Here is a 24,465-nt window from a genome sequence, read left to right as displayed (position 1 = left end):
CCCGTACCCGAAGCGCCGGCCGCTCAGGCGCCGCGGCCTACCCGCCCGACCATCGCCATCGCCGCCGCCGGATTCCGCTGTTTGAAGCCGCTGATCACGAACAGGAAGACGTCACGCGGCGTGCTCTCAGGTCTGGCCGGACCTGCCGTTTCAAGATCATCCGGGACCTGACCCACGGACCATTGGCAAGCGCGATCGACCCACCGGTCCAGCGCCCCCGCGCTATACCCCAGCGCCTCCCCCTCCGCCGTCCCCATGATCCGGGCATACACGAAAGGCGCAGTCGGATCGGCGATCTGGGGAAACACCGAATCCCCCGCAACCACGATCGCAACCCCATGCTCGCGCGCCAGCGCGACAAACTCCGGCGTGCGGAAACTGTCATGCCGCACCTCGACCGCATGACGCACTGCTCGGCCCTCCACCGATCTCGGCAGCCGCTGCAAGAAGCCCTCGAAATCGGCCAGGTCGAATTTCTTGGTCGCCATGAACTGCCACAGGATCGGCCCCAGCTTGGCCCCCAGATGCATCACACCGCTGCTGAAGAACCGATCGATCGACTCGCCGGCCTCGGCCAGCTCCCGGCGGTTGGTGGTGAAGCGCGACCCCTTGACCGAGAACACGAAATCCTCCGGCGTCTCATCATGCCACTTGATGAAACTCGCCGGCTTCTGCGACCCATAATAGGTGCCGTTGATCTCGATCGCCGTCAGCTTGCGGCTGGCGAATTCCAGCTCCCGCCGGTGCGCCAGACCATCCGGATAGAACGCCCCGCGCCAGGGTTCATAGGTCCACCCGCCGACACCGATCCGGATCCGTCCCCCGCCACCCGGCGGCATGATCAACCGTCCCGCCAGACGTCGGCCAGCTTGGTCGCCAAAAACCGCGCCAGCGCCGCGTTCACGGCGACCGGATTTTCCTGCGCCATCCAGTGCCCCGATTGAACCACCACTTCGCTCAGATCCGCACAAGACGCCCGCATCGGCTCCGCCAGGCGCGAGTCCATCGTCTCGCAGGTGTAATCAAACGCCCCGTGCAGGAACAGCACCGGCATCGACAGCCGGCCGCCATCCCGCGCCTGCCGCGCGAACGCACCATTCCGAGCATGATTCATGTACCAGGAATCCGGCCCGAAAAACCCGTTGCGCTGCAACGACGCCACATAAACGCTGCAATCCGCCTCGCTCAGCACCTCGCCATCCCGAGGCACCGAGGGCGCTCGTCCCGCGCCGCCGAACCAGCCGCCGTCACGCCGCACCAGCGCGGTGCGCGACGGCTGCCCCTTGCCCGCGGCACTGCCCTTGCGGAACAGCGCCTTCACCGTGGCCGCCACATCAGCCTCGAAATCCGCCCCCGCCTTGGCGAAATTCTCCTGGTAGAACAGTTGATAGTCCCACTGGCCAGCAGGAAACTCCGCCTCGGGATACACACCGCGATCGATCAGCGGACCCGTCTCCCCCGGCGTGAATCCGCCCGGCAGATACGGCACGCACAGATTGACCAGACCGAGGCAACGCTCGGGATGATGACTGCCCAGGCTCCACACCACCGGGCTGCCCCAGTCGTGGCCCACCCACACTGCCTTGTCCCGCCCCAGCGCGTCCAGCAGATCCAGCATGTCGGCCACACTGTGCTCCAGCGCATAGTCCTCGTGCCGAGGGTAAACGCTGGACCGGCCATAGCCCCGCATATCCGGCGCGATGGCACGAAAACCCAGCGCCGCGAACACCGGAAGCTGATGCCGCCAACTGATCGACAGCTCCGGCCAGCCATGCACAAAGATCAGCGGAGGCGCATCGGCGGCGCCGCAACTCAGATAAAACGTCGAATGGCGTTCGCCGCCCGCCACATGCTCGGTGATCGGAAACATCATTGCCTGAGCATGATCGCGCTGGGCGGACCGTTCAAGCCGGGTGCATTCCGACCCCGCCCGCCGCACCGATGCGCCCCGCCCACCGGCAAGGCGCGCCACCCTTCAGCCGCCGCGCTGCCTGTCGATCAGCCGCAGTACGTCCGCCAGCCGGCTCGTTAAGTTAGAAATGGAACCATCGCGACACCGCAACAAAATCCAGCCCGACCCTTCCCGCACGATCAGCCACGTCGCGATCTCCCTGCCGGCCTCGAAAACACCAAGGATACCGCGCGCCCCGGCAACGTTCCACCGTCGAGGGGAAAAATCCATCACCGTATCGATCCCGTCGGCATCCTCCAGCCAGTCAGCCAGCGTCTGACGGTCCGCGATATCCAGCCCGGTGAAGGTGCCTGCCGGCAGCGCCAAGGTTGCCCCGCTTTCCAAGGCGGTGAAACGAACATCCCCCGGAAGCGCAAAGGTCATGCCAACGAATCGCGGCGCCCCCGCCCGTTCATCGGCTCGCGTTTTCCACCCTGATGCACCCATGAATGGTTTACTCGACCTTTTGTCTCGCCACGTCGCGGCCAACACTCAACCCACGCGCAACCCCAGGCACCCGTCCCGGCAAACGACAGGCCCAGGGCAACGTCTATCAGCGGATCGAAACGCGGCGCCGGACCACCCGACGCCGCATTCGCGTTATCGCGCGGCTGCGCCCGCCACCGGCGCGGCAACAACCGAACCCCCGGTGCTGGTCGGGTTGAGCAGGTAGGAGAACCCGAAGCTGGGGTTGGCGAACTGCCCGATATACTGGTTGTAGAACTGATAGACCTCGGCGATGCCAAGCTTTGGCACATACACCACGTCATACGGCGCCAGCCGGATATCGGCATCCGGATCGCGACCCTGGCGCAACGCCCGCCATTTCACCGACAGGAACTTCGGCTTGTCGCCGGGACCGCGCCGGATAATGAACACCGACCCATCGTCGCTGCTCAGCTTGGTGCCGCCCGCCCGCGCAATCGCCTGCGACAGCGTCAGCGTCGGCCCGACCGTGATGAACTCGCCCGGCGTGTTCACCTCGCCACCGACATAGACCCTGGTTGGAGCAAACGACTTCACTTCCACCGTCACCCGCGGATTCTGCAACTCCTTCGCGTAGCCCTTGCGCAGCGTCTCCGCCAGTTCGGCCGGCGTGCGGCCATACGCCACCGCGTCCGAGACCGCCGTGGTCGAGATATGACCGTCAGGCCGAACCGTCACTTCCTCGTTCAGTTCCGGATTCAGCAGCAGACGCACATCCAGCGTGTCACCCACCTGGATCCGATACGGCGGCAGATTGGCCGTGTAGGTCGACGCCGCCGGCTCCATCGGCGCCGGCGGCAGGTCCGGCACCGGGGAACACGCCGCCAACGCAACCGCCCCCGCGAACACGATCCCGGCCGGAGCGATCACCCGGGGGCGCCGAACCCAGCGTCCGGTTTCGTTGCTTGGGAGCACCATGCGGATGGCTTCTTCATTCATGTGTTGTTAACCCCTGTCGGTTGGTTCAGCGAAGACTCTGACGTTCGCCCAAGGCGGCTTTACTAAACCCGTGTGGCACCTGTCATCCGGCAACTCTCATCGCGCGACCCGCATCTCGCCCCTCGCATCCACTTCAGGGCCAGGCGCGAGCCTCGAAACACGATCACCAACGCCACGCAGCAAGCCTTATGCCAACCAAGGTCAGCCGATTCCAGCCAAATCCCAGCGCCCCTTGACGTAACGGCAGCGTCACCTGTTGCGTGCTAGTCCTGAAAGCGAACAGCAATGTATCGCGCTTTCTTGATTCGCGATACTAGCGCGGAGGGTAGGCCGGCGCATAGCCGTTCGCGCGGATTTCCGATTGCTGAACCGGCTCGCGCGCACCGCCACCCGACAAATCAGCCGCCGCCACATCGATATAGCGCCGGCTCAATGCAACGTCGTTGCCACTCAATGCATCGAGCGCATGCGCCACGTCAGCCGAACTCCTCGCCGCGCCCGGCGATTCGTCGCCGGCTCCATTGACCGGACGAAAGACCAGTTGCAGCTGCGCTTCCTGCAGCAAGCGCCGCGCATCCTCGATCCGTCCGGCCGCTAACGCCGCCCGCGCCGCGTTCAGCTTGGGCAAGGTCGGCGATGAGACGATCCGCGGTCTTGGCTCCGCCGGCGGATTGTCCGGTTGCTGCGGAGCAACATCGGGCGCGGCAAGCTGGCGCAAACGCGCCAATACCGATTGCGCATCGTCGGGCTGCTCCTGACGAGCCGGTGGCGGTGGTGGCGGCGGTGCCGGCCTCGCCAACGCAAGCTTCTGCGGCGCCGACTTCGCCGGCTCGGTCCTGGAAACCCCGCCCCTGGCCGATCCGTTCCTGCCCGAGTCGGTCCTGCCCGAGTCGGTCCTGGCAACGTCGGTCCTGGCCACGTCGGTCCTGGCTGCGTCGGTCCTGGGCGCCTGTGGCCTCGCCGCCCCTGCCCTGGCCGCCTCCGGCCTGCCTGGTCTGGTCCTCGCCGCCTCGGTCTTAACCGCCGCGCCCGAATCCGCCCCACCCGGCGCCCCGCTCGGCACCGCCTCGATCGGCGCCGGCTCTGCCTTCGCCGGCTCTGCCTTCGCCGTATCGGCCCGTTCAGCCGCGGTCATCGCCGCCACGTCCTTTCTGGACCCGGGCCCAGCCGCTTCGACGCCAGCAGGCACCGGCCCCGACGAAGCGGCAGCGATTTCATTCCGTTCCGGCACCGCGACCGCCGGCGCGGCAGCCGCCGCTGGACGCGCCTCCGCGCCTTCAGGCGCCGCCGACCGAGGCGCTGCCTGTTGTGGCGCCCCCACTTGTGGTGCCGGCGGCACAGCCGAGGCGGGCAAAGCCACCGGCGGCGCGGGCGGCACCGGCAAAGCCGGCGGTACCGGCAAAGACAGCGCCGCCGCCGAGGCCAGCACCGAACCTTGCGGCGGCAAATTCCGCGGCACCGCAACAGCCGAAGGCGCCGCACTCTGACCTGCCGCACTCGGCGGCGGACTACTCGGGGGCGGACCGCTCAGCGGCGCAACCGCCGGCGGCGCGGCGGCCAGCGCAGCCTCCAGTTGACTTGTCCCCAGCCGAGCCGTCTCGGGCGGAGCCGGGGACGACGGCGCCACAGCCTCCGGACTCGCCGGCGACGGCTCCGGTTTGCTGGCTAACTCGTCCTCGAGTTGCGTCACCCGCTGTTGCAGTTGCGCCACACGCCCACCCGCGATATCGTGATCGGGCTCGGCCGTCGGCTCCGCCGGTGCCCCGTCCAGCAGCGAATTCCACTGCTCACGCGCCTGATGAAGATAGATCGCGGGCTGCCCGTAGATCGAAAGACCCAGCAGAGCAAGGCCGGAAACCGCTGCCACGGCCGAAATGGCAAGACGCACGTTGATCCCCCGCTGTGTACGGCGTTGCCTCAGTCATGCGGCGCCCCGAGCGCGGGCACAATAAAAGTGATTGTGTTCATGCCGACGTGACATCACGCTAACGCGATCGTTACATCTTACGTAAACCGTAACGCAACCTGTTCATCACCGTCATGTCAGCCGCCTTGCACACCTCCGGTTCAGCCCACAGGTCCACAAGGCCAGCCACAACTGAACGATCAGGAGGCGTCGACCATGCCACAGGAATTTCACGATCAACTCATTTCGTTCATGCCGAAGATGCGTGTCTGGGCGTTGGCTTTGACCCGTAACCGCGCGGCTGCCGACGACCTGACGCAGGACGTCGCCACCAAGGCCCTGGTCGCGCGCGATTGCTTCATCCCCGGAACGAACTTCTCGGCCTGGGTCCATCGCATCATGATCAACCATTTCATCAGCAGCGTTCGCAGCAAGCGCGAATTCACCGATACCGAGAACATGCCCGAGGTTCCCGTTGCCGCCGCGCACGAAGATCGCACCGCGCTGCGCGAACTCGGCTGGGCGCTCGAGCGTCTGCCGCCCGACCAGCGCGAGGCGCTCTTCATGATCGTGCTGCAAGAGAAATCTTATGAGGACGCCGCCGAGCAGACTGGCTGCGCCATCGGCACGCTGAAAAGCCGCGTCCACCGCGCTCGGCTGCAACTGCGCGCCTACCTGATGGGCGACCAAACCAAAATGGCCGCCTAACCGCGCCACCCCCGCCGTTACACCGGGCGGGACCATCGACCTCCGGCAAACATCGCAAATCGACATGTGGGGGCGCCGGACCCCCACCAGCCGGCGGATGAACCCCGCCCTCCCAGCAAACCGCAAATCCGTGGTCTAGCCACCTCGAAGCAGGAAAATCCCAAACCACCCGGCCGGATCCTTCCAGACCCGCTGAGCCTCCCATCCGCCATCGCGTGCGATCGCTACCAGTCTCTGCTCGGTGTGCTTGTAGCTGTTCTCAGTATGAATCGATTCCCCTTCGAAGAAGTCGATCCTACGCCCAGCCAGGCAAACCGACTGCTCCCGATCCGATACAAGATGCATCTCGATCCGGCTGTCACGGTCGTTCCAGATCGCCTCGTGGCGGAACCCATCAAGCTTGAAATCCGCCGCGGCCTCGCGGTTCAGCCGCCGTAGCAGATTGAGGTTGAACGCCGCCGTCACTCCGGCAGCATCGTTGTAAGCGGGCAGCAGAACCCTGGGGCTCTTGCGCAAATCCGCCCCCAGCAGGAACCACGCGTCCGCGCCAAGCGAGACCCGCGCCGCCGCCAGGAACCGTGTCGCCGCCGCTGGATCCAGGTTGCCGATCGTCGATCCAGGGAAGAACCCCATGCGTGGCGACCCAAGCGCCGGCAACTGGAGCGGTTGCATGAAATCGGCAACCACCGGAACTACCGTCAAGCCGGGATGCGAAACCTCCAGCCGGTCGCGCATCGCCCGCAATGCCACCTCAGCCACGTCAATCGAGACATAGGTCTGAAACGACGTGTCCGGGCGGTCCAGCAGAATCCGAGCCTTGCTCTCGTCGCTGCCGCCGAATTCAACCAGCACCGCATCGCCGAAGCCATCCGGCACCAGCGTCGGTGCGATTGAGCGCAACAACACGGTTTCCGTTCGCGTAAGGTAATATTCCGGCTGCCTGGTGATCTCGTAGAACAGCCGGCAGCCTTCGGCATCATAGAACAGGGTGGGCGGCAGCGTCTTGGGCGAAGCGCTCAACCCCGAGATCGCAGCATCAACCACGTCTGCCCGCGTATCATGCGGCACAAATCCGGTATCGTTCGGCACGTTAGCCTCCGATTATAGGTCTTTTGCCAGACGAAGGCCGCTGAACTGCCATCGCTTGTCGGGGTGGAAGAAATTCCGATAGGTGGGGCGTCCATGGCCACGAGGCGTGGCCATCGACCCACCGCGCAGAACCATCTGATTGATCATGAACTTTCCGTTATACTCGCCGATCGCACCCACCGCGGCCCGGTACCCGGGGTATGGCCGATAGGCGCTTTCAGTCCATTGCCAGACATAGCCGGTGGTCTCGTGAATCGCCGGATTGGTGCGCCCCGCTTCCCATTCCGCCTCGGTCGGCAAACGAACCCCGCTCCAGCGAGCGAACGCGTCGGCCTCGTACCAACTGATGTGGCGCACCGGCGCGTCCAAAACCAGATCCGCCAGGCCGCCCGGCCCGAATTGCAGCCATGTCCCGTCGTGTTCACGCCAATGCAGCGGTGCCCGCCACTCATTGGACTGCGCCGCGGCCCAGCCGTCCGACATCCACAGCGACGAGGTCCGGTAGCCGCCGTCGCGGATGAACTCGACCCAGTCCCGATTGCGCACCAGGCGCGAGGCCAGGGCGTGGGGATGCAAATAAGCGTCATGCGATGGAGTTTCGTTGTCGAAACAAAACCCAGCGCCCTCGTGGCCGATCCGATGTAGTCCGCGACCGCATGCCACGAACGTCGTTTCGCCATCATGACCGATTGGTTCGCGCCAATCCGCGATCATGGCCGGATCCAGCGGGTTGGCGGCGAACGCGTGCAGCATGTCGGTAATCAGCAGTTCCAAATGCTGTTGTTCATGGTGCAGGCCAAGCTCGACGATGCCGAGCACATCCGCCCCCAGCAGTGGAATCGCCTGGCGCAGCGCGCTATCGACGTGCCGGCGGTATTGCGTCACCTCCGAGGCGGACGGCCGCGTCACCAGGCCGCGTGTTGGGCGCGGATGCCGCGGTCCAACAGCCTCGTAATAGGAGTTGAACAGGAAGCAGAAAGCCGGATCGAACACCTGGTAATCCGCCACCTGCGGAACCAGCACGAACTGCTCGAAAAACCACGTCGTATGGGCTCTGTGCCATTTCACCGGGCTGGCGTCGGGCATCGACTGGACGCACTGGTCCGCCTCGGTCAATCCGCCCGCGAGAGCCTCGGTAGCGGCGCGTATATCCCGGAAACGATTGGACAATTCCTTGGCGCGCGAAGGTTCGTGGGAAAGTCCAACGTCGTCCATCGTATCCTCCACTGGCGTGTTACCGCCGGCACTTACTGTCTAAACTCGAATAAGCCAGAATTTTCTTGTCATTCTATGGTGAGCAATCGCGGTTTAGTAAGAGTTGACCTGAGATCACAAACCGCCTCACCGTGCATCCACATGGCGGCATTTTAACGCAACGCGCCGCGGGCGCGCCCGTTGCCACGAATTCGGAGGAGCCTGAGGCTTGGAAGACATCGCCAGCGGAAAGATTGCCGTGGCGTGCGCGTCATCACATGACCTCGTGGCCGTCACTGCGCGCCGACCTGACCAACGCCGGCGCGATCTGGGAAGACAAATCCGTGGTCGTTGGGGGTAATCTGGTGACCTCGCGCAGTCCAGACGCTCTGCCCGATTTCTGTTGCGAGATGATGAAACTGGTCGGCGCCACCGGGGACCGCAAGGCAGCCTGACGCCGGTTCATCCGCGCGCGCCCCGTGCCCCGCGGATCTGGTCGATCAAACCGGCCGGGTCCGCCGGTGCGGCGTTGCCGCGCCAGGCGACATGCTGGTCCGGCCGCGACAGCACCAGTTTCTCTGCATAGACGGGCTCGTTTGTCGAAACATCGACCACCTTCAGCGGCACCCGCTTGCGCGCCGCCGCGGCGGCGAAATCCCCGACATCGATGTCCCGATCGAATCGCAAAAGCGTGAAGTCGGGGCCCATCACGTCGTATAGTGATTCGCGATCCGCCAGCCAGATATGCGGCGTGCGACAACCCGGAACCGTTGACGCCGTGAAGTCGTAGATCGTGTAGCCCGGCGCGACCGACGCATCGCCGGCAATGATCGGTGATTGTTCTATGAACGATCCGAAATTCAGGCCGCCGCAACAGAACTGACCGACATTGATGTCGTAGGCGTCCTGACCAAGCCTGGCGCGGGCGGCGTCGCCGTCGGGGCCGGGGTGCTCGATGTTGTCGGGCACAACGCCGCGTTGCCGCGCCAACGCGGTGGACGTCGCCATCGCGTAACGAGACACCTGATCGGTGATCGGCATCCGTTCGATCTCGTAGCAATCGAGGATGGCTGGCGAAGCCCAGCCTTTCAGCACGCCGGCCAGCATCCACGATAGGTTCATCGCGTCGGCAATTCCGGCGTTCATTCCGTATCCGGCATTAGGCACCCAGATATGCGCGGCATCGCCGCACAGGAATACCCGCCGGTCGCGGAACCGGTCAGCGATCATTCTCCGAGCGGTCCAATCCTCCTTGGCGATGATCTCGATCGGGAACGACGGGCCGACGCCCAGAACGGTACGGATGCACCATTCACGATCGACGGTGTCGAACGTCTCACCGGGGCGCATGTAGTTGTGGACCAGCCAGGTCTCTCGCCCATCGATGGCAAACATGTTGGCGCTGCGCCGCGGATTGAGTGACGTGTTCGCCCAGGCCGGCTTGGTCGGCGTGGCCCGCAGCAGATCCGGTGCTCGGATGTAGCTGGACTGCCGCTGCTCCAGCATCGCATCGCCGCTCAGGGTGGCGCCAATGTGCCGTCGCACCAGCGAATGCGCGCCGTCGGCGCCGATCAGGTAGTCGGCCGAGATAGTCAGGTCCTCGCCGCCATCCAGATCGGCCGCGCTCGCCGTCACGCCATCGTCATGCTGCTTGAAGCCGGTCAATTGCACACGGTTCAGGATGCGTAGGCCGGGCATCGATCCGGCATGGGCGAATAGCACCGGTTCCAGATAGATCTGGTTGATCCGGTGCGGCGGTTCCGGTGTCGGCCACCAGGTATCGGGGCCGCCGGTTGCACTATAGCGGTCGGCCCGGCAAGGGATCGGAATCCGCGAAAGCTCGGTTCCCGTCGTCGTCGTTCGGAACGCCACGTCATTGGGGTAATCCGCCGGCAGGCCGGCATCGCGGACCGCCCGCGCCACGCCTAGGCGGCGAAAGATCTCCATCGTCCTGGCGCTGACATGATTGCATTTGACACTAGGTGGTTCGCCGGGCGCGCGGCTTTCCAGCACCAGCACGGCGATGCCGCGCCAGGCCAGGTCCATCGCCACTGTCAGCCCCACCGGACCGCCGCCGGCGATCAGCACCTTGGTCGCAACTTGTCTCACACCCGCTGCCTCCTGTTTGATCCCAGTCTGCTCGCTTCGGCAGACCCCCGAAAGAGCCCGGCCCGGCGTTCGCCGCGGATGCCCAACGCGGCGCAGCAAGCGGCAACGAAAAGCAATGCAGCGGACACCGTTACGGCAATCCTGAAACCGCCCACCATGTCGCCGCGCATCAGCGCGCCGAACAGCGCCACCCCGACAGCGGCGCCGGCCTGGCGCATGGCGTTCAGCAGGCCAGACGCCGAACCCGATCGCGCACGCGGCACCGTCGCCAGCAGTGCGGCGGTCATCGGTGGCACCGCGAAGCCGATACCAAAACGAACGAACAGTTGCGCCGGCAGCATCGACGCGTAAGCGGCATCGGCACCGAGGCCGCGCAACAGCCAGAACCCCGCCGCCGCCAGCAGCAGGCCGCCGGCCATCGGCACCCGGGCGCCCACCCGCGCCGACAGCCATCCGCCGGCAAGGTTCGACACCGTTACCCCGAGGGCGAAGGGGACAAACGCCCAGCCGGTCTCGGCCGGCGTGTAGGATAGCACTTTCTGGAAATACAGCGTCAGCGCGAAACTCAGACCGTAGATGCTGACACTGATCAGGAAGCCGGCGATCGTTGCTATGCTGAAGATTGGGTTCCGGAAGAACTCCAGCGGGATCGCCGGTTCGCGCGCCCGGCGTTCCACCCAGGGCAGGCAGGCGGCGGCACTCGCGCTCAGCGCCAACCCAGCCAGCACGACGGTCGCGGTCCAGCCCCGCGTGCCGGCCTCGATGATAGCCCAGACCAGCGCCAGCAGTGCAACGATTGTCAGCACCTGGCCAAGCGCGTCGATGCCGCGCCGAGCCGGCTCGACCGTATCGACGGCAAAACGGCCGGCCATCCAGACCCCCAGCGCCGCGATCGGCAGGTTGGCCAGGAAGATGGAGCGCCAGCCGAATGTGGTCAGCAGGATACCGCTGGCGACCGGGCCCACCGCCAGCGCCACCCCTCCGGACGCGGTCCAGATGCCGATCGCTCGTGAACGCGCTGCGGTGTCGTCTGCGCAAGCGTGATTGATCAGCGCCAGCGAGCAGGGCACCAGCAGCGCCCCGCCGATCCCCTGCACCGCGCGGAAGCCGACCAGCATGGCGGTCGAGGTGGCCAGGCCGCAGGCCAGCGAGGCGGCGGCGAAGATCCAGAAACCGCCGATGAAGGCGCGCCTGGCGCCGATCCGGTCGGCCAGCGCCCCGGCCGAAAGCAGCAGTGCCGCGAACACCAGCAGGTAGGCGTCGACCGCCCATTGCAGCCCATCGAGGCTGGCCCCAAGAGCCGCGCCGATCCGCGGCAGCGCCACGTTCAGGATCGATGTATCCAGTTGCACGACGGCGAATCCCAGGCTGGTCGCGGCGGTGATCCGCGCTACTCGGTTCGGCTTGGCGGTCGGCTGCATGCCCACTCCTCCCGTGATGAGGAATTGCATGCTAAAACCGCGCTGCTGACAGCGTTGTGTCAGCAGTCTCGGGGGGCCGCCATGCGCCGAGCCGATCGGCTGTTTGATATCATCCAGGCGTTGCGTTCGGCGAAGGGTCCGATGACGGCGGCGGGGCTGGCCGAACGGCTGGAGGTGACCGCCCGCACCGTGTATCGCGATGTCGCCACGCTGCAGGCAAGGCGGGTGCCGATCGAGGGCGCGGCCGGCATCGGCTATGTGCTGCGCCGCGGCTTCGACCTGCCGCCGCTGATGTTCACCACCGAGGAGGTGGACGCCATCGCGGTCGGCGCGCAACTGGTCAAGCGGCTGCGCGACCCGGCCTTGCAAGATGCCGCCGCCAGCGTGTTGTCGAAGATCGCCGTGGTGCTGCCGGACCAGACGCGCGCCTATTTCGATGCGGCGCCGTTCTATGTTTCGGGCGGTAGCGCGCTGGTGTCCGACGGTGTCGATCTGTCGGAGATCCGCGGCGCCATCCGCGATACACGGAAGCTGCGCCTGGCCTATGTCGACGAGCGGAACCGCCGCACCAGGCGCACGGTGTGGCCGATCGCGCTGGCCTACTACGTGGACGTGACGCTAATCGCGGCCTGGTGCGAGATGAGAAACGATTACCGCCATTTTCGGATCGATAGAATCGATCAAATAACGGTCATGCCGGATCAATATCCGCCCGACAACGGTCGACTCGCGGGCTGGCTGGCGCTGCGCAAGGAGCGCTCGGCCTGAGCTATCGCCATCCGGTCATCGGCCATTGCACCTTGGCCACCGCGGCGTCAGCCGGCCAGATGGTGACATAGGCCTTGCCCTGAAGCTGAGTCAGGTAGGTCGCACTTTCGATGTTCTGGCCGCTGGCATCGAACTTGACGCCGTCGTAGCCGATGATCATCGCGCTGCGCGGCATGTCGGTCGCGCGCAAGGCGGCTTGCAGCTTGGCGGGATCGGTTGAGCCGGCGCGGTTCAGGGCATCGGCCAGCACGAAGAAAGCCTGCAGCGAACGGCCGCTGACATCGCCGATTTCGTTGCCGGTCTTGGCCTGGTAGATCGCGTTGACCTGGGCCGACAGGCTGCCCGGCGGCCCCTTGCTCCAAACGCTGCGATTGACCAGCCCGTTGGCCAGGTTGCCCACGGTCGGCAGGAACGCGGGGTCCGAGAAGCCGGCCGAATCGCCGATGATCATCGGCGGCAGGTAATCCAGCGTCTTCATCGTGCGCATGAACAGGATGGCGTCGGAGGCATAGCTGACGAACAGTGCGACCGACGGGTTCTTGGCCTTCAGTTGCAGCACCTGGGCCGAGACGTCGGCGCCGTTGGCGCTGTATGGCACGCGTATCGACACCGGCAATCCGACCTTGGCGGCTTCGGCGGCGATCGCATCGCCGACCGAGCTGCCGTAATCGGTGTTCTCGTTGACGATGGCAACATCCTGAACGCGGCGCCCGGCTTTCTTCTGGTCCAACAGGAATCGCATGTAACTATCGGCGAAGTTGGCAGCGATCGGGGTCACCCGGAAGGTGTATTTGAAGCCTCGCCCGGTGATGTTCGCGGCTACCGAATCGGCCACCACGAACGGCACGCCATACCGCTCGGCCACCGCGGTCGCGGTCATCGCGGTGGAGGACTGGTAGGAGCCGAACAGCGCCGCCACCTTGTCGCCGGTGATCAGCTTCAGCGCCAGGCTCTGTGCCATCGATGGATCGCCGCGGTGGTCGACGTAGATCGGCTCGATCCTGGCGCCGCCCAGGCCGGGCAGGCCGGCGGTGGTGCCCACGGTCAGGCCCTTCAGTTCGGGGTGGCCGGTGTTGATGATCTCGGCCGCGACTTCGACGGCGGCCTTCGCCTCGGCACCCGAGGCCGCCGAGTTGCCGGTCAGCGGGAACATCACCCCGACCTTCACCGCCGGGGCGGCGGCGGCGCTTCGGGCGGCGATCACGGCGGGGGCGGCGAGCAACAGGGTGCGGCGGCGCATCATCGTTATGTTCCTATCGTTGTGCGCGTGTCCGGCGCTTGGTCAGAAGGTGGCCTCGGCCTGCATCGCCAGGTTGCCGTCCGGATTGGCTGCCCAGAGCGAGGCGCCGTGATCGTTGGGCACGCCATGCAGCGAGAACGGCGCAGTATCGAACAGCGGGCTGACGGCGCGGAAGCGGAACGTCGCCACCGCGCGGTCGGTGTTTCGGCGCAGCAGGTCGATCAGCAGGGTGGCGATCAGCGGGCCATGCACGATCAGCCCGGGATAGCCCTCGGTCTCGGTCACGTAGCGCCGGTCGTAGTGGATACGATGACTGTTGAAGGTCAGCGCGGAGTAGCGGAACAGCAGCGCCTCGCTGGGCTGGACCCGACGGCGCCAGACATCGTCGGTCGGCGCCGGGGCGGTTGGGCTGGGCGGGTCGCCGGGGCGCGGCGGGGCGCGATAGACGATGTCGTGCTCCTCGACCAAGGCCAGGCCAGAGCCGGCGGAGACCTCGTGGCGCACCAGCACGAAGCAGAGCGTTCCGTTGCGCCCGTGCTTGACGGTGACGTCTTGTATGGTGGAGGTGCGGGTGATCGGTTCGTCCACGCGCAGCGGCTGATGGAAGGTGAACCGGCCGCCGGCCCACATCCGGCGCGGCAGCGGCACCGGCGGCAGGAACCCGCCGCGTTCGGGATGTCCGTCTGGACCGAGCACCGATTGTGGCGCGGTGGGCAGGAAGTACAGCCAGTGCCACAGCGGCGGCAGCGCATCGCCTGGAACGGGGGGCGAATCGTCACGGTCAAGGGTGGCGGCGAGGGCGGCGATCGGGAAGCGTGTGACCCGATCGTGCAGCGTTTCCTGGCGGCCGATCCAGGACCGCAGATGGGTGACGTCGAGTTCGGTCATGTCGGCTGCTCCGTCGCGGCAGGGCGGGCGGCGGGGCGGCCCAGATGTTGCGCGGCCTGGCGCGCGCGTGCCGCGCCCTGGCGGGCCATGTCGGCGCATAGTCCGGTATAGGCGGTGGGGTCGAGCAGTGCCTGGATCTGGTTCGCGTTCAGGTGCGCCCGCACGCGGGAGTCAGCGGCCAGCAGTTCGCCGAACGGGCGGCGCTCTACAAAGGCCTGCTGGGCGGCGTCATACACTGCGTCATGCGCGTGTTGGCGCCCGATCGGGCCGCCGAGTTGCAGCATCACCGCCTCGGCCATGATCAGGCCGCCGCCGAGGTCCAGATTGGCCCGCATCCGGTCGGGGTCGAGTTGCAGTCCGCGCATCACCTCGGCCATTCGGGCCAGCATGTCGCCAGTGGCAATGCAGGCGCGCTGCTCGGCGGTGTCCATCATCAGGCTGGTGGTGCGGTCGGCCTCGTGTTCGGTCATCATCGCTTCCAGCGCCAGCGGGACCTGGGATCGGATGTCGGCGGCGGCGGCGATGATGTCCTGGCACAGCTTGGGATTGCGTTTTTGCGGCATGGTGGAGCTGCCGACGGTGCCGGGGGGCACCGGTTCCTCGAGTTCGGCGAACTCGGTCTTCATCAGGGTGTAGATTTCGCGGCCGATCTTGCCGCTTGTGGCGGCGAGCAGGCCGAGCAGCATGATGTTTTCGGCGAGGTGGTCGCCGATGGCGCGCGACGGCACGGTCATCGAGCCGAATCCGAGCAGTCGGCCGATGCCCTGTTGCACGGCGGGTCCGTTCTGGCCGAGCGAGGCGAAGGTGCCGGCGCCGCCGCCCAGCATGGCGACGAACAGTCGGGGTGCGGCCTGTTGAAAGCGTTCGGTGTGGCGCAGCAGTTCGTCGATCCAGACCGCGACCTTGTAGCCGAAGGTGGCCGGCACCGCGTGCTGGCCGTGGGTGCGCCCGGCGATCGGCAGGTCGGCGCCTCGGTCGGCCAGATCGGCCATGGCGGTCAGGATTTCACCGATCTGGCGCAGGAACACGTCGTGTGCCTGGCGCAGCACCAGCAGGTCGCCGGTCTGGGTGATGTTCTGCGTGGTGGCGCCCCAATGCACCCAGCCGCCATGTGGATCGCCGACGATGCGGCCGAGTTCCCAGACTAGCGGAACGATGGTGTGGCCGGTGCGGGCCAGGGCTTCATCGATGCGGTTTCGGTCCATCTTGTCCAGCCGCGCGGCGGCGGCGATGGCGGCGGCGGCTGGTGGTGGGATGATGCCGAGTTCGGCTTGGGCGCGGGCGAGTGCGGCCTCGACGTCGAGCCAGGCCTGCCAGCGGTTTTCCAACCGGTAGAGTGCGCGGATTCCGGGGTCGGAGACCCGCGTGGCGGTGGGCAAGGTGTCGCTCATGGCGCGCTCCCGGGCGAAGTGCTATTGCCGCGGAGGATCGCAGCCGGGGGGACGGGCCGCAACCCCGGCGCGGCGCCGGATCAGCGTGACGGGCAGGCTTGGGGCGGAGCAACGCCGCCGGGGCCGAGAAGCTTGATCGACGTCTGGCCAATCTCAAAAGGAGTTCATGGCATGAGCACAGTGGACTATCCACGTCCGGAAGGGCTGCTGCACAACGCGGCATTCTCGCAGGTCGTCGTCGCGTCGGGCCGGCGCATGATCTATGTGTCCGGGCAGGTGTCCATCGACGCGGGCGGAGCGCTGGTCGGCGCGGGTGACCTGGCGGCGCAGACCGAGCAGGCAATGCGCAATCTGGGTCTGGCGCTGGGCGCCGCCGGGTGGGCTACGCCGACATCGTCAAGACAACGACCTTCGTGGTGAACTACAAGCCTGAATACCGAACCGTGATCGGCGGCGCGCGGATGCCGTTTTTCGCCGGCCGGACGCCGCCGGCCAGCACCCTGGTGGGGGTGAGCGCGCTGGCAATGCCAGAGTGGCTGATCGAGATCGAAGCGGTGGCGGTGGCGGACTGAGCGGGACCCTTGGTCGCGGCGACTTCGGGTCATCAACGTGGCATCGACGGGGATCGCGACGGCCTGCCGGAATGATGCCACCTTCGGCCTGATCGCGAGCGGCAGTCGCGGGGCGGGCGTCGGGTCAGGCCGGATGGTGGCCGGCTGTTTCGACGTGCGGGGGCGGGACGGATTGAGCTGGGACGGAGGCGAGGGCGGCGACGCGGGCTTCGGCGCGTTGCAGGCTGGCGGCGATGCGGGCGTCGCGCTGGCGTTGTTCGTGCGCCTGGTCCCAGGTCTGGTTGCTGGCTTCGGCGGTGGCGGCGATTTCGGCGGTGTCCTGAATCAGGGCGATGGCTTTCTCAATCCGGGGTTGGGGGATCTCGGGCTGGGTTTCAAGGGGTTGGGTGGCCGTCGGTTGGGTGGCCGTCGGTTGGGTGGCCGTCGGTTGGGTGGCGGGGGCGCTGCGGCGGGCGGTCTGCAGTTCGCCGAGGCGGCGTTCGGCCTTGGCGGATTCGCGGCTGAGGGTGACGGCGCTGCCGCGCAAACGCAGGATGCGGGTGAGCGACATATCGGCGGTGGCGGCCTGGGAGAGGGCTTCGAGCGACTGGAAACTGAACGCCACGATGTTGGCGGCGAGGCGGAGTTCCTCGCCGGTTTTGGGTGATAGGCGACGAGCATGTGGGCGGCGGCGTGGCGGGCCGCTTCGGCGTTGCCCGCGGCGCCGATGAGGAAGAGCGGGGCGAGACGGGTGATAATGGTTTCGAGGAGGGCGGTGGGAAGGGTTTTCGGCAGCGTGGCGGGAAGTGACATGGTGGGAAGTGACATGGCGGGAAGTGACATGGGTTCGGCTTCGGGTTCGATGTTTGTTCGGCCGGGGTATAGGGGGGTTTTCCTGGTTACGAAAGAATAATTTCCGGCCCAAGTGACGAGGCCGCAGAGCCGGGCGGGTTGTTTCGGGGTTATGGTGGGGACGGTGATTGGTGGCGTGGAAAGGGCGTGGTTGACCCAGGTCGCGATGCCGGCTTTTTGGCGATCTGGGCGGGCTTGGGGTGTCGAAAACACGGAATCAGGCTGATCAACGCGGATTATTGTTACTTTGCCGCGGTCCTTACCCTCGGATAGCAATCGGTCGGATCGATGCCGACTTGTGCGGCGAGTTCTCAGGGGGTTTAATCGCCGCGGCGGCGGGATTTGATCGAGATAACGGACGTCTGTCTTACCGTGTGGCCGCTGCCTTTAATTGTTTGATGTAACATGAGATCCCGTTGTGCGACGGCGACGCACTGGCAATGAGCCGCCCTCTCGCCCGCGCGGACGCCCCCGACCTACCCTTCCACCCAGGGCGCCGGCACGAAAAACCGTCCCCCCACCGTCTTCAGCGCATTGTTCTCACTCTGCATCGCCACCAGCCGCAGCCGCCGCAACAACCCACCCGCCGCGGTCCGCCGCCAGAACCAGCCATCCACTTGCCGCGCCGAAGGCGCCGGCCCCACCGCCTGGGCCGCCTCGCCATACAGCGCCTTGATGTCATCGCACAGGAACCTGGCGGACAAAGCCGTGGTGCCCAGCGCCGCCACCGTCGGCAGACCCCCATCCAGCAGCGCCGCCACAAACCCCGGCCACGCCTCGGGCGCCTGGAAGCTCAACCCCACCGAGGTGCGGCCGAACCGCGCCTGCGCCACCTGCCAAAGCGGCAGCATCGCCGTCAATTCCGCCGCAAACGCATCCGATGGATCCGTTCCCGGCGCCGTCCAGCCCGGATGATCCACCCACCCCGGCGGGTCATCCGGGAAATCCTCCAGGATCACCGGCCCATCCGTCCGCTCCAGCAACCGCAACGCCGCCCGAATGATCCGCAGTTGAAACGCCGGATCCTCCGGCTCCCCGACCGGCCGCCCCAGCATGGCCGAGGTCCACAACGCGCGCGGCGGCCGCGTCTTCTCCGCCTGCGCCCGCACCGACGCGAGTGCCACCGTCGAAAATCCGCGTTCTTCCAGTTTGTGCCCGAGCGCGCACACGGCGCGCGTGCAAAGCGGTCAGACCGGGCTGAGCAGTACGGAATCGATCCGTTCCTGCCGCAGTTGCCCCTCGATCTGGTCCACCGCCGCTGCCATCTCCGCCGGGTCGGTCGACCCCATCACGGTGTAATGCGTCTCCGCCACGCCGCCGATCTCACCCATCCCGGCCAGATCGCGCAGCCGATCGATCGGAAACACCACGTTGATGTCGCGCTGCCACCCGGCGCGGTCGAAGTTGATCGACACGTGGCTGAGCAATAGATCGGCTGCCGGCGTGTCAGCCGCAACAAAGCGGCACTCCCCGGACCCGAATGCAAACGGCTTGTCGCCGCGTCGGATCAGCGCCGCGCTGGACACGATCGCAACCCGGCGCTGCGCCAGCGGCGGCCCGGATACGAACGGCGTCGTCTCGAACGCCGGACAAGGAATACTCAACACCGCGTCGCGGGTCGGCTGGGGAAGGTCTTCGATGCGTGCCATGACGCGACCCTGCCACACAGGGCGGTGTGGCGCAAGCTCCGGCAGGCGTCCGCAAGTCCCCCGGCAATCAGTCCGGATACGTCACATCAAACGCGTCCCGCAAAGCCTCTTCCAGCAGACGCCCATCACGATACCCCGCCATGCCCGGCGAAACCTTCAGCCCAGGCAGTTGCCGAGGACACGGTTCAGCCTCGCCCAGCACCTGACGCAGCGGAATGCGGGCCGTCCAAATCGGCAGCGAATAGTCCTCCTCGTCGTCCGAAACATGGGTCGAACGGATCTTGCCCGACGCCTGGTCGATCGGCATCACCACGAAGCTGGTCGCCTTCATCTCTTGCGCCGTCGGCGGCCGGATCTCGCCCGATCGGCCAGGGAACAGCCGATCCACGAAGCGATCCATCAACCGACGCTTCTCAGCCTCGCCGTCAACCAGGCGCGCCGTGCCGAAGGCCATCACCGAACGGTAGTTGACCGAGTGATGGAAGCCGCTGCGCGCCAGCACAATGGCGTCGAAGTGGGTCACCGTCACGCACACCGGCACGCCCCCCGACTGGCTGCGGATCATGCGGCTGGCCGACGACCCGTGCCAATACAGACTGTCATCCTCGCGCCAGAACCCGGTCGGCGTGCAGTACGGCTGGCCATCGATCACATAGGCGATGTGCGCCAGCATCGCGGAATCCAGGATGTCATACACCGTCGCCTTGTCGAACCGGCCGCGTTCGTGCCGCCGCCGCAGACGGTTGCGGTTAGAGATCGGAAAACTCGCTGCATCGCTATCCGGCATCGCGCCTGGCCCTGAGCAAAATTGATCTGCTGTTTTCGGCAATATTCGGCCAAATTGATCCGACCAATTCCAGGCGCCGTCATCGTTCCAATGTCATGACGTCTTGTGCTGTGCCGCCAGCGCCGCGTCCTGCTGCCGAACCCGCACCGCCGCCGGGCGCTCGCTGACCCGGCCGATATAGGCCTTGATCTCCGGCGTTTCGGCAACCAGACCGAACTGCGTGGTCCACCCCAACGCCGAACCCCACAGCACATCGGCCACCGAGAACGCCTGGCCCAGCATGAACGGAGCAGCCTGAAGCTGCGTATTCAACGTTGCCATGACAGTGTCGAACGTGCCGTAAGGCGACATCGCCAGCGGCCCGGGTTCGCGCTTCATCGCACGGTCCACCACGGCGGGCTCGAAGCACCCGGCATAGAACGCCATCCAGCGCAAATACGAACCGCGCCTCCGATCACCAATAGGCGGCGTCAAACCCGCCCCCGGAAACAGATCAGCCAAATATAGATAAACCGCCACCTGCTCGGTCACCAGCACATCGCCGTGCAGGATCGCCGGCACCTTGCCCATCGGATTGACACCCAAATAGGCCGGCTGCCGCTGCTCGCCGGCCTGCATGTTCATTACCCGGAGTTCGAAGGGGGCGCCAAGTTCCTCGAGCAGAACCAGCGTTCCACTGGACCGCGAATTTGGGCAATGAAACAGCACGATCTTGTCCGCATCGGTCATGCGCTTGCTCCTTCGAGGTCGCCCGGGGCCGGCCGCATCGTCACCGTCGCTTCCATAACAGCCGCCGGCTTACCAGGAACAGCAGGCCGACCACCCCGACCGCGACCGCATCCCGATGACGGCTGGTAAACATCTCCCAGCTTTCGTTACGCGCGCCCTCCGGGCCAAACCGTCCGTGCGTGCCCACATCGCCCGCAACCGGGGTCAATAGGTTGGCCGGCGCGTCGGCCGCCTGCGGTTCGCCGGTGATCTGCCAAGTATAGAGCCGCTGCCCGCCAGATACCAATCGGCCAGGCCAGGCGCAATGCGATTCGCCAGGATCGCCACCACGGTGGGAAAGCCGACCCAGATCTCACGCCTGGGATGAAACGCCGCGAACACGATGGCGCGCGCGGGAACCTGCGGCTGGTCGATCGGCGGCACCGGCTGCATCCGTCGGCCCAGCTTGTTCAGCGCCCAATCGACCCGCGGCGTGTTCACCGCCGGCAGATGCACCATACACAAGCCGATCCCCGCCCGGTCGTGGATCAACTCGGAGGGCAGAGTGTCGGTGAAGCCGCGGATCGCCGACTTGGCGCCGCAATACACCGCCTGCAGCGGGATCGACCAATACGCCAGCGCCGACCCGATAGCGATGATGCCACGACGGTTCGCTTTGTTGCCAAGACGCGAGCGGGCGGTAACCCCAGGGGTTGCGCCGCAACCGCCCCAGGGGTTGCGCCGCAACCGTCAGAAGCCCGTGAACACGCCGGCCTGCCGAAGGCATGGAAGTCGTCCCGTCTTTGCCCAAATCAAACGCCGGCACCCGGCCATCAGGCGAGGCGGCGTCCCGGCCATCCGCCCGATGCCAGCGCCGGCAAAACCAGCGCAAGCTGCGACCATGCAAGGAGGTCATCAGCGCATGGATATGATCGAGCAATTATCGTCCGTTCTCGCCGACCGCATCGCCGCCGCGGCACCGGTCGTCGTCGGCATCCAGACCGGCCGGCAGCCGAGAAGTGGCATCCTGTGGCGCCCCGATGTCGTCGTCGCCTCGGAACAGACGTTGCCGCAAGACGCCACCGCGTGTGCCGTGGTGCGCGGCGGCCAAATCGTGCAGGCGACGCTGGCGGGCCGCGACCCCAGCACCAACGTAGCCGTGCTGAAGCTGCAGGCACCCCTGGAAGGCGCCCTACCACCGCCGGCCGGAGCGGTCCGCGTCGGCAGCCTCGCGTTGCTGGCCGGAGCCGATGCCGCCGGCCATCCAACCGCGCGGCTGGCAATGGTGCACGCACGGGGCGAGGCCTGGCAGAGCATGGCAGGCGGCCGGATCGATGCGCTGATCCGGCTCGATACCAGGTTGGGCATCGACGAGGGCGGCCCGGTGCTTTCGCTGACCGGCGACCTGATCGGCATGTCCACCTCCGGGCCGCGCCGGCGCACCATCGTCATCCCGACCGCCACGCTCAGCCGCGTCATCGACCCGCTGCTCAAAGATGGCCGAATCCCCCGCGCCTGGCTCGGAATCGGTCTGCAACCAGTATCAATTCCGGATAGTTTCCGTCAGTCCGCTGGCCGCGACAGCGGGCTGATGGTGGTCAGCCTCGCCGGCGGCGGCCCAGCCGAGACGGCCGGCATCCTGCCCGGCGATATCGTACTCGACATCGATGGCGGCGCGCTCGATCGGCCGCGCGCCCTGTCGGCCGTGCTGAATGCCGACCGCATCGGCCAGGCCGCCGCGCTGCGAGTGCTGCGCGCCGGCGCGGTGCAGGCGATCAGCGTGACCATCGCCGCTCGTCCGCCGGCATGAGCGGGACCGGTGGTCTGCGGGTCCGTGTGCACGCTACCGATCCGGTGCGCCGCCACGGCCTCGCGGCGCTGCTGCAGGCCGCCGGCCATACCCTCACCGACGAAACCCCGGACGTGGAGCTATGCGATATGGATCGGGGGTCCGCGCCGTTACCGAAAGAAGCCGAGGCGCCGGTCGTTGCACTTACCCGAGGCTCACCCGCGGGGGCACCGGCCGGCGTGCTGACGCCCGACGCCACCGCCCAGCAACTGGATGCCGCGCTGCGCGCGGTGTCCGCCGGCCTGCTGGTGCGCTCCACCGCCGCGCCCGATATCAAGGGCTTCGCGCCGGCCGACGACATGCCGCTGCTGACGCCGAGGGAGCGCGAAATCCTGGGCCTGATCGGCGAGGGCCTTAGCAACAAGGCCATGGCCCGCCGCCTAGGAATTTCGATCCATACCGTCAAATTCCATCTCGAGGCCCTGTTCACCAAGCTCGACGCCACCAGCCGAGCCGAAGCCGTCACCAAGGGCCTGCGCGGCGGTGTGATCGAACTTTAACCTCCAGGACCCCGGAACGCGGCCTAAATCGCTCGTCTTGGGCTGTAAACCGCCGTGGGCTGACCCACTTCGGAAGGTGACGTCTACAGGAGGTTACGATTACCATCGCGCTGCCGCCCGGCATCAACATTGCACAGCCCGACGTCACCTTGATGATGGACCTCGACGGCGTCATTCAGGACGTGATGGTCTCCAACACCGTCTGCGACGAACCGATCGACGATTGGCGCGGCCGACCATGGGTCGAAACCTTTGGCGACGACCTCGGCGGCAAGGTCATGGGCATGCTGGCCGACGCTCGCGAAAACGGCGTCTCCGCCTTCCGTCAGGTCAACCAGCGCTTCCCCAGCGGCCTCGAAGTCCCGATGGAATACACCACCGTCCGTCTCGGCGGAAAGGCCGGGATGATCGCCGTCGGGCGCAACCTGAATGCCGTCGCCGACCTGCAGTCGCGGCTGGTCGCCGCCCAACAGGCAATGGAGCAGGAATATTGGAAGCTGCGCGAGGTCGAGACCCGCTACCGCCTGCTGTTCGACGCCTCGAACGAGGCCGTGCTGCTGCTCAACGCCGACAGTTTGCGCATTATCGAAGCCAATCCGGCGTCGATGCGCGCGCTGGGCCTTGCCCGTGGCCGCGACCTGCTGCCGGAAATGGCCGCCGAGGAACGCGACCAGTTCCAAGCGATGCTGAAACGGGTCAGCCAGGCCGGCCGCGCGCCCGGCGTGCTGTTGCACCTCGGGCCGCAACGCACCCCATGGCTGGTGCGGGCCTCGCTGATGACCAGCGACCCGGGCCCGATGTTCCTCGTTCAACTCGCCCCCGCCGGCGGCGCTCAGGCACCGGCCGTGCGCGACACCGATCGCTCCAAGCTGGATACCTTCATCGATCGCCTGCCCGACGCCTTCGTCGTCACCGATCGCGACGGCGTCATCCGCCGGGTCAATCGCGCGTTCCTCGACCTCGCCGAGGCCGGTGCCGAGGGCGCCGTGCTCGGCGAACCGCTCAGCCGCTGGCTGTCCGAGCCGGGAGCCGACTTGGCCGCCCTGCTCGCCAATCTGAACCGTTACGGTTCCGTCCGCCTGTTCGCTACCAGCATCCACGGCGAACTCGGCGGCGATACCGCTGTCGAAATCTCCGCCGCCGGCGATTCCGCTTCCAAGCCAAACGACATCGCGCTGTTGTTACGAGACGTCAGCCGCCGCGTCCCGGTCAGTGAAAATTCCCCCAGCCTGCACGCCGCGCTCGCCGCGATCATCGAACAATCCGGCAAGGCCTCGCTACGCTCCTTGGTTCGAGACACGGTCGGCCTGGTGGAACGCCACTACATTGTCGCCGCGCTCGACCTCACCGACGGCAACCGCACCGCCGCAGCCGAAATTCTCGGCATGAGCCGACAAGGCTTTTACAAAAAACTGGCTCAGTACGAGATGGACGGACATTCACGCACGGGTCCATACTCCGACGCATAAGCAAGTCGGG

General features: G+C 66.5%; 24 protein-coding genes and 1 pseudogene. 7 read left to right on the top strand and 18 right to left on the bottom strand.

Going from position 1 to position 24,465, the window contains the following annotated elements:
* Window positions 1–23 precede the first annotated feature (23 nt).
* The 5 genes from ACQY4Y_RS14545 to ACQY4Y_RS14525 form a co-directional block, all read right to left on the bottom strand.
* On the bottom strand, window positions 24–839 hold the full coding sequence (locus ACQY4Y_RS14545) for a DUF72 domain-containing protein (protein WP_428491322.1): 816 nt from the start codon (window positions 837–839) through the stop codon (window positions 24–26).
* Between the two features lie 2 nt (window positions 840–841).
* Window positions 842–1,972, bottom strand: a complete 1,131-nt coding sequence (locus ACQY4Y_RS14540; protein WP_428491321.1) for an alpha/beta fold hydrolase — start codon at window positions 1,970–1,972, stop codon at window positions 842–844.
* Window positions 1,973–1,975: 3 nt separating this feature from the next.
* A complete protein-coding gene (locus tag ACQY4Y_RS14535) occupies window positions 1,976–2,278 on the bottom strand; it encodes a hypothetical protein (RefSeq protein WP_428491320.1) in 303 nt (100 codons plus the stop codon).
* Between the two features lie 273 nt (window positions 2,279–2,551).
* Window positions 2,552–3,376, bottom strand: a complete 825-nt coding sequence (locus ACQY4Y_RS14530; RefSeq protein ID WP_428491319.1) for a polysaccharide biosynthesis/export family protein — start codon at window positions 3,374–3,376, stop codon at window positions 2,552–2,554.
* Window positions 3,377–3,689: 313 nt separating this feature from the next.
* The gene (locus tag ACQY4Y_RS14525) at window positions 3,690–5,264 is read right to left on the bottom strand and encodes a hypothetical protein (RefSeq protein WP_428491318.1); all 1,575 of its coding nucleotides are present in this window, start codon (window positions 5,262–5,264) and stop codon (window positions 3,690–3,692) included.
* Between the two features lie 234 nt (window positions 5,265–5,498).
* On the opposite strand from ACQY4Y_RS14525, the gene ACQY4Y_RS14520 reads away from it, so the two are divergent.
* Window positions 5,499–5,990: a sigma-70 family RNA polymerase sigma factor gene (locus ACQY4Y_RS14520; RefSeq protein ID WP_428491317.1), complete on the top strand. Its 492-nt coding sequence runs from the start codon at window positions 5,499–5,501 to the stop codon at window positions 5,988–5,990.
* Window positions 5,991–6,125: 135 nt separating this feature from the next.
* On the opposite strand, the gene egtD is transcribed toward ACQY4Y_RS14520, so the two are convergent.
* Window positions 6,126–7,079, bottom strand: a complete 954-nt coding sequence (gene egtD / locus ACQY4Y_RS14515; RefSeq protein ID WP_428491316.1) for an L-histidine N(alpha)-methyltransferase — start codon at window positions 7,077–7,079, stop codon at window positions 6,126–6,128.
* Window positions 7,080–7,091: 12 nt separating this feature from the next.
* Window positions 7,092–8,294, bottom strand: a complete 1,203-nt coding sequence (egtB, locus tag ACQY4Y_RS14510) for an ergothioneine biosynthesis protein EgtB (RefSeq protein WP_428491315.1) — start codon at window positions 8,292–8,294, stop codon at window positions 7,092–7,094.
* 257 nt (window positions 8,295–8,551) lie between these two features.
* Between egtB and ACQY4Y_RS14505 the strand changes: the two genes are divergently transcribed.
* Window positions 8,552–8,728, top strand: coding sequence for a DJ-1/PfpI family protein (locus ACQY4Y_RS14505; RefSeq protein WP_428491314.1), 177 nt, complete (start codon window positions 8,552–8,554; stop codon window positions 8,726–8,728).
* Between the two features lie 7 nt (window positions 8,729–8,735).
* Here ACQY4Y_RS14505 and ACQY4Y_RS14500 read toward each other — a convergent pair whose 3' ends face one another.
* Both ACQY4Y_RS14500 and ACQY4Y_RS14495 read right to left on the bottom strand, forming a co-directional pair.
* Window positions 8,736–10,382 (bottom strand): FAD-dependent oxidoreductase, encoded by a 1,647-nt coding sequence (locus ACQY4Y_RS14500; protein ID WP_428491313.1) that lies wholly within the window; start codon window positions 10,380–10,382, stop codon window positions 8,736–8,738.
* A complete protein-coding gene (locus ACQY4Y_RS14495; RefSeq protein WP_428491312.1) occupies window positions 10,379–11,803 on the bottom strand; it encodes an MFS transporter in 1,425 nt (474 codons plus the stop codon). The genes ACQY4Y_RS14500 and ACQY4Y_RS14495 overlap by 4 nt, the downstream gene beginning before the upstream one ends.
* An 81-nt stretch (window positions 11,804–11,884) precedes the next feature.
* Between ACQY4Y_RS14495 and ACQY4Y_RS14490 the strand changes: the two genes are divergently transcribed.
* Window positions 11,885–12,571, top strand: coding sequence for a helix-turn-helix transcriptional regulator (locus tag ACQY4Y_RS14490; RefSeq protein WP_428491311.1), 687 nt, complete (start codon window positions 11,885–11,887; stop codon window positions 12,569–12,571).
* Window position 12,572: 1 nt separating this feature from the next.
* Here ACQY4Y_RS14490 and ACQY4Y_RS14485 read toward each other — a convergent pair whose 3' ends face one another.
* Genes ACQY4Y_RS14485 through ACQY4Y_RS14475 form a run of 3 tightly spaced genes read right to left on the bottom strand, consistent with a single transcriptional unit; the run spans window position 12,573 to window position 16,090 of the window.
* On the bottom strand, window positions 12,573–13,814 hold the full coding sequence (locus ACQY4Y_RS14485) for an ABC transporter substrate-binding protein (protein WP_428491310.1): 1,242 nt from the start codon (window positions 13,812–13,814) through the stop codon (window positions 12,573–12,575).
* 39 nt (window positions 13,815–13,853) lie between these two features.
* Window positions 13,854–14,699, bottom strand: a complete 846-nt coding sequence (locus ACQY4Y_RS14480) for an FAS1-like dehydratase domain-containing protein (RefSeq protein ID WP_428491309.1) — start codon at window positions 14,697–14,699, stop codon at window positions 13,854–13,856.
* Entirely contained in the window at window positions 14,696–16,090 is a 1,395-nt protein-coding gene (locus ACQY4Y_RS14475; RefSeq protein WP_428491308.1) for a class-II fumarase/aspartase family protein, read from the bottom strand. Before ACQY4Y_RS14475 ends, ACQY4Y_RS14480 begins: the two co-directional genes overlap by 4 nt.
* A gap of 171 nt (window positions 16,091–16,261) precedes the next feature.
* Between ACQY4Y_RS14475 and ACQY4Y_RS14470 the strand changes: the two are divergent.
* A pseudogene (locus ACQY4Y_RS14470) lies at window positions 16,262–16,662 on the top strand (RidA family protein).
* A gap of 124 nt (window positions 16,663–16,786) precedes the next feature.
* Here ACQY4Y_RS14470 and ACQY4Y_RS14465 read toward each other — a convergent pair.
* The 6 genes from ACQY4Y_RS14465 to ACQY4Y_RS14440 form a co-directional block, all read right to left on the bottom strand.
* Window positions 16,787–17,266, bottom strand: a complete 480-nt coding sequence (locus ACQY4Y_RS14465) for a hypothetical protein (protein ID WP_428491307.1) — start codon at window positions 17,264–17,266, stop codon at window positions 16,787–16,789.
* Between the two features lie 703 nt (window positions 17,267–17,969).
* Window positions 17,970–18,617, bottom strand: a complete 648-nt coding sequence (locus ACQY4Y_RS14460) for a hypothetical protein (RefSeq protein WP_428491306.1) — start codon at window positions 18,615–18,617, stop codon at window positions 17,970–17,972.
* A 63-nt stretch (window positions 18,618–18,680) separates the two neighbouring features.
* Window positions 18,681–19,142 (bottom strand): glycine/sarcosine/betaine reductase selenoprotein B family protein, encoded by a 462-nt coding sequence (locus ACQY4Y_RS14455; RefSeq protein WP_428491305.1) that lies wholly within the window; start codon window positions 19,140–19,142, stop codon window positions 18,681–18,683.
* A 67-nt stretch (window positions 19,143–19,209) separates the two neighbouring features.
* Window positions 19,210–19,929 carry a pyridoxamine 5'-phosphate oxidase family protein gene (locus ACQY4Y_RS14450; protein WP_428491304.1) on the bottom strand — a complete coding sequence of 240 codons (720 nt, stop codon included), beginning with the start codon at window positions 19,927–19,929 and terminating at the stop codon, window positions 19,210–19,212.
* A 93-nt stretch (window positions 19,930–20,022) separates the two neighbouring features.
* Window positions 20,023–20,658 (bottom strand): glutathione S-transferase family protein, encoded by a 636-nt coding sequence (locus tag ACQY4Y_RS14445; RefSeq protein WP_428491303.1) that lies wholly within the window; start codon window positions 20,656–20,658, stop codon window positions 20,023–20,025.
* Window positions 20,659–20,862: 204 nt separating this feature from the next.
* Window positions 20,863–21,384, bottom strand: a complete 522-nt coding sequence (locus tag ACQY4Y_RS14440) for a hypothetical protein (protein ID WP_428491302.1) — start codon at window positions 21,382–21,384, stop codon at window positions 20,863–20,865.
* Window positions 21,385–21,559: 175 nt separating this feature from the next.
* Between ACQY4Y_RS14440 and ACQY4Y_RS14435 the strand changes: the two genes are divergently transcribed.
* The 3 genes from ACQY4Y_RS14435 (at window position 21,560) to ppsR (ending at window position 24,455) form a co-directional block, all read left to right on the top strand.
* Window positions 21,560–22,447: a S1C family serine protease gene (locus ACQY4Y_RS14435; protein WP_428491301.1), complete on the top strand. Its 888-nt coding sequence runs from the start codon at window positions 21,560–21,562 to the stop codon at window positions 22,445–22,447.
* On the top strand, window positions 22,444–22,986 hold the full coding sequence (locus ACQY4Y_RS14430; RefSeq protein WP_428491300.1) for a response regulator transcription factor: 543 nt from the start codon (window positions 22,444–22,446) through the stop codon (window positions 22,984–22,986). Before ACQY4Y_RS14435 ends, ACQY4Y_RS14430 begins: the two co-directional genes overlap by 4 nt.
* Before the next feature lie 98 nt (window positions 22,987–23,084).
* Complete coding sequence (gene ppsR, locus ACQY4Y_RS14425; RefSeq protein WP_428493644.1) at window positions 23,085–24,455, top strand: transcriptional regulator PpsR; 1,371 nt, start codon at window positions 23,085–23,087, stop codon at window positions 24,453–24,455.
* The last annotated feature ends 10 nt before the right edge of the window (window positions 24,456–24,465 follow it).

The sequence above is a fragment of the Rhodopila sp. genome (assembly GCF_965277165.1).
GTDB lineage: Bacteria > Pseudomonadota > Alphaproteobacteria > Acetobacterales > Acetobacteraceae > Rhodopila.
This window is presented reverse-complemented; position numbering and strand designations above follow the sequence as displayed.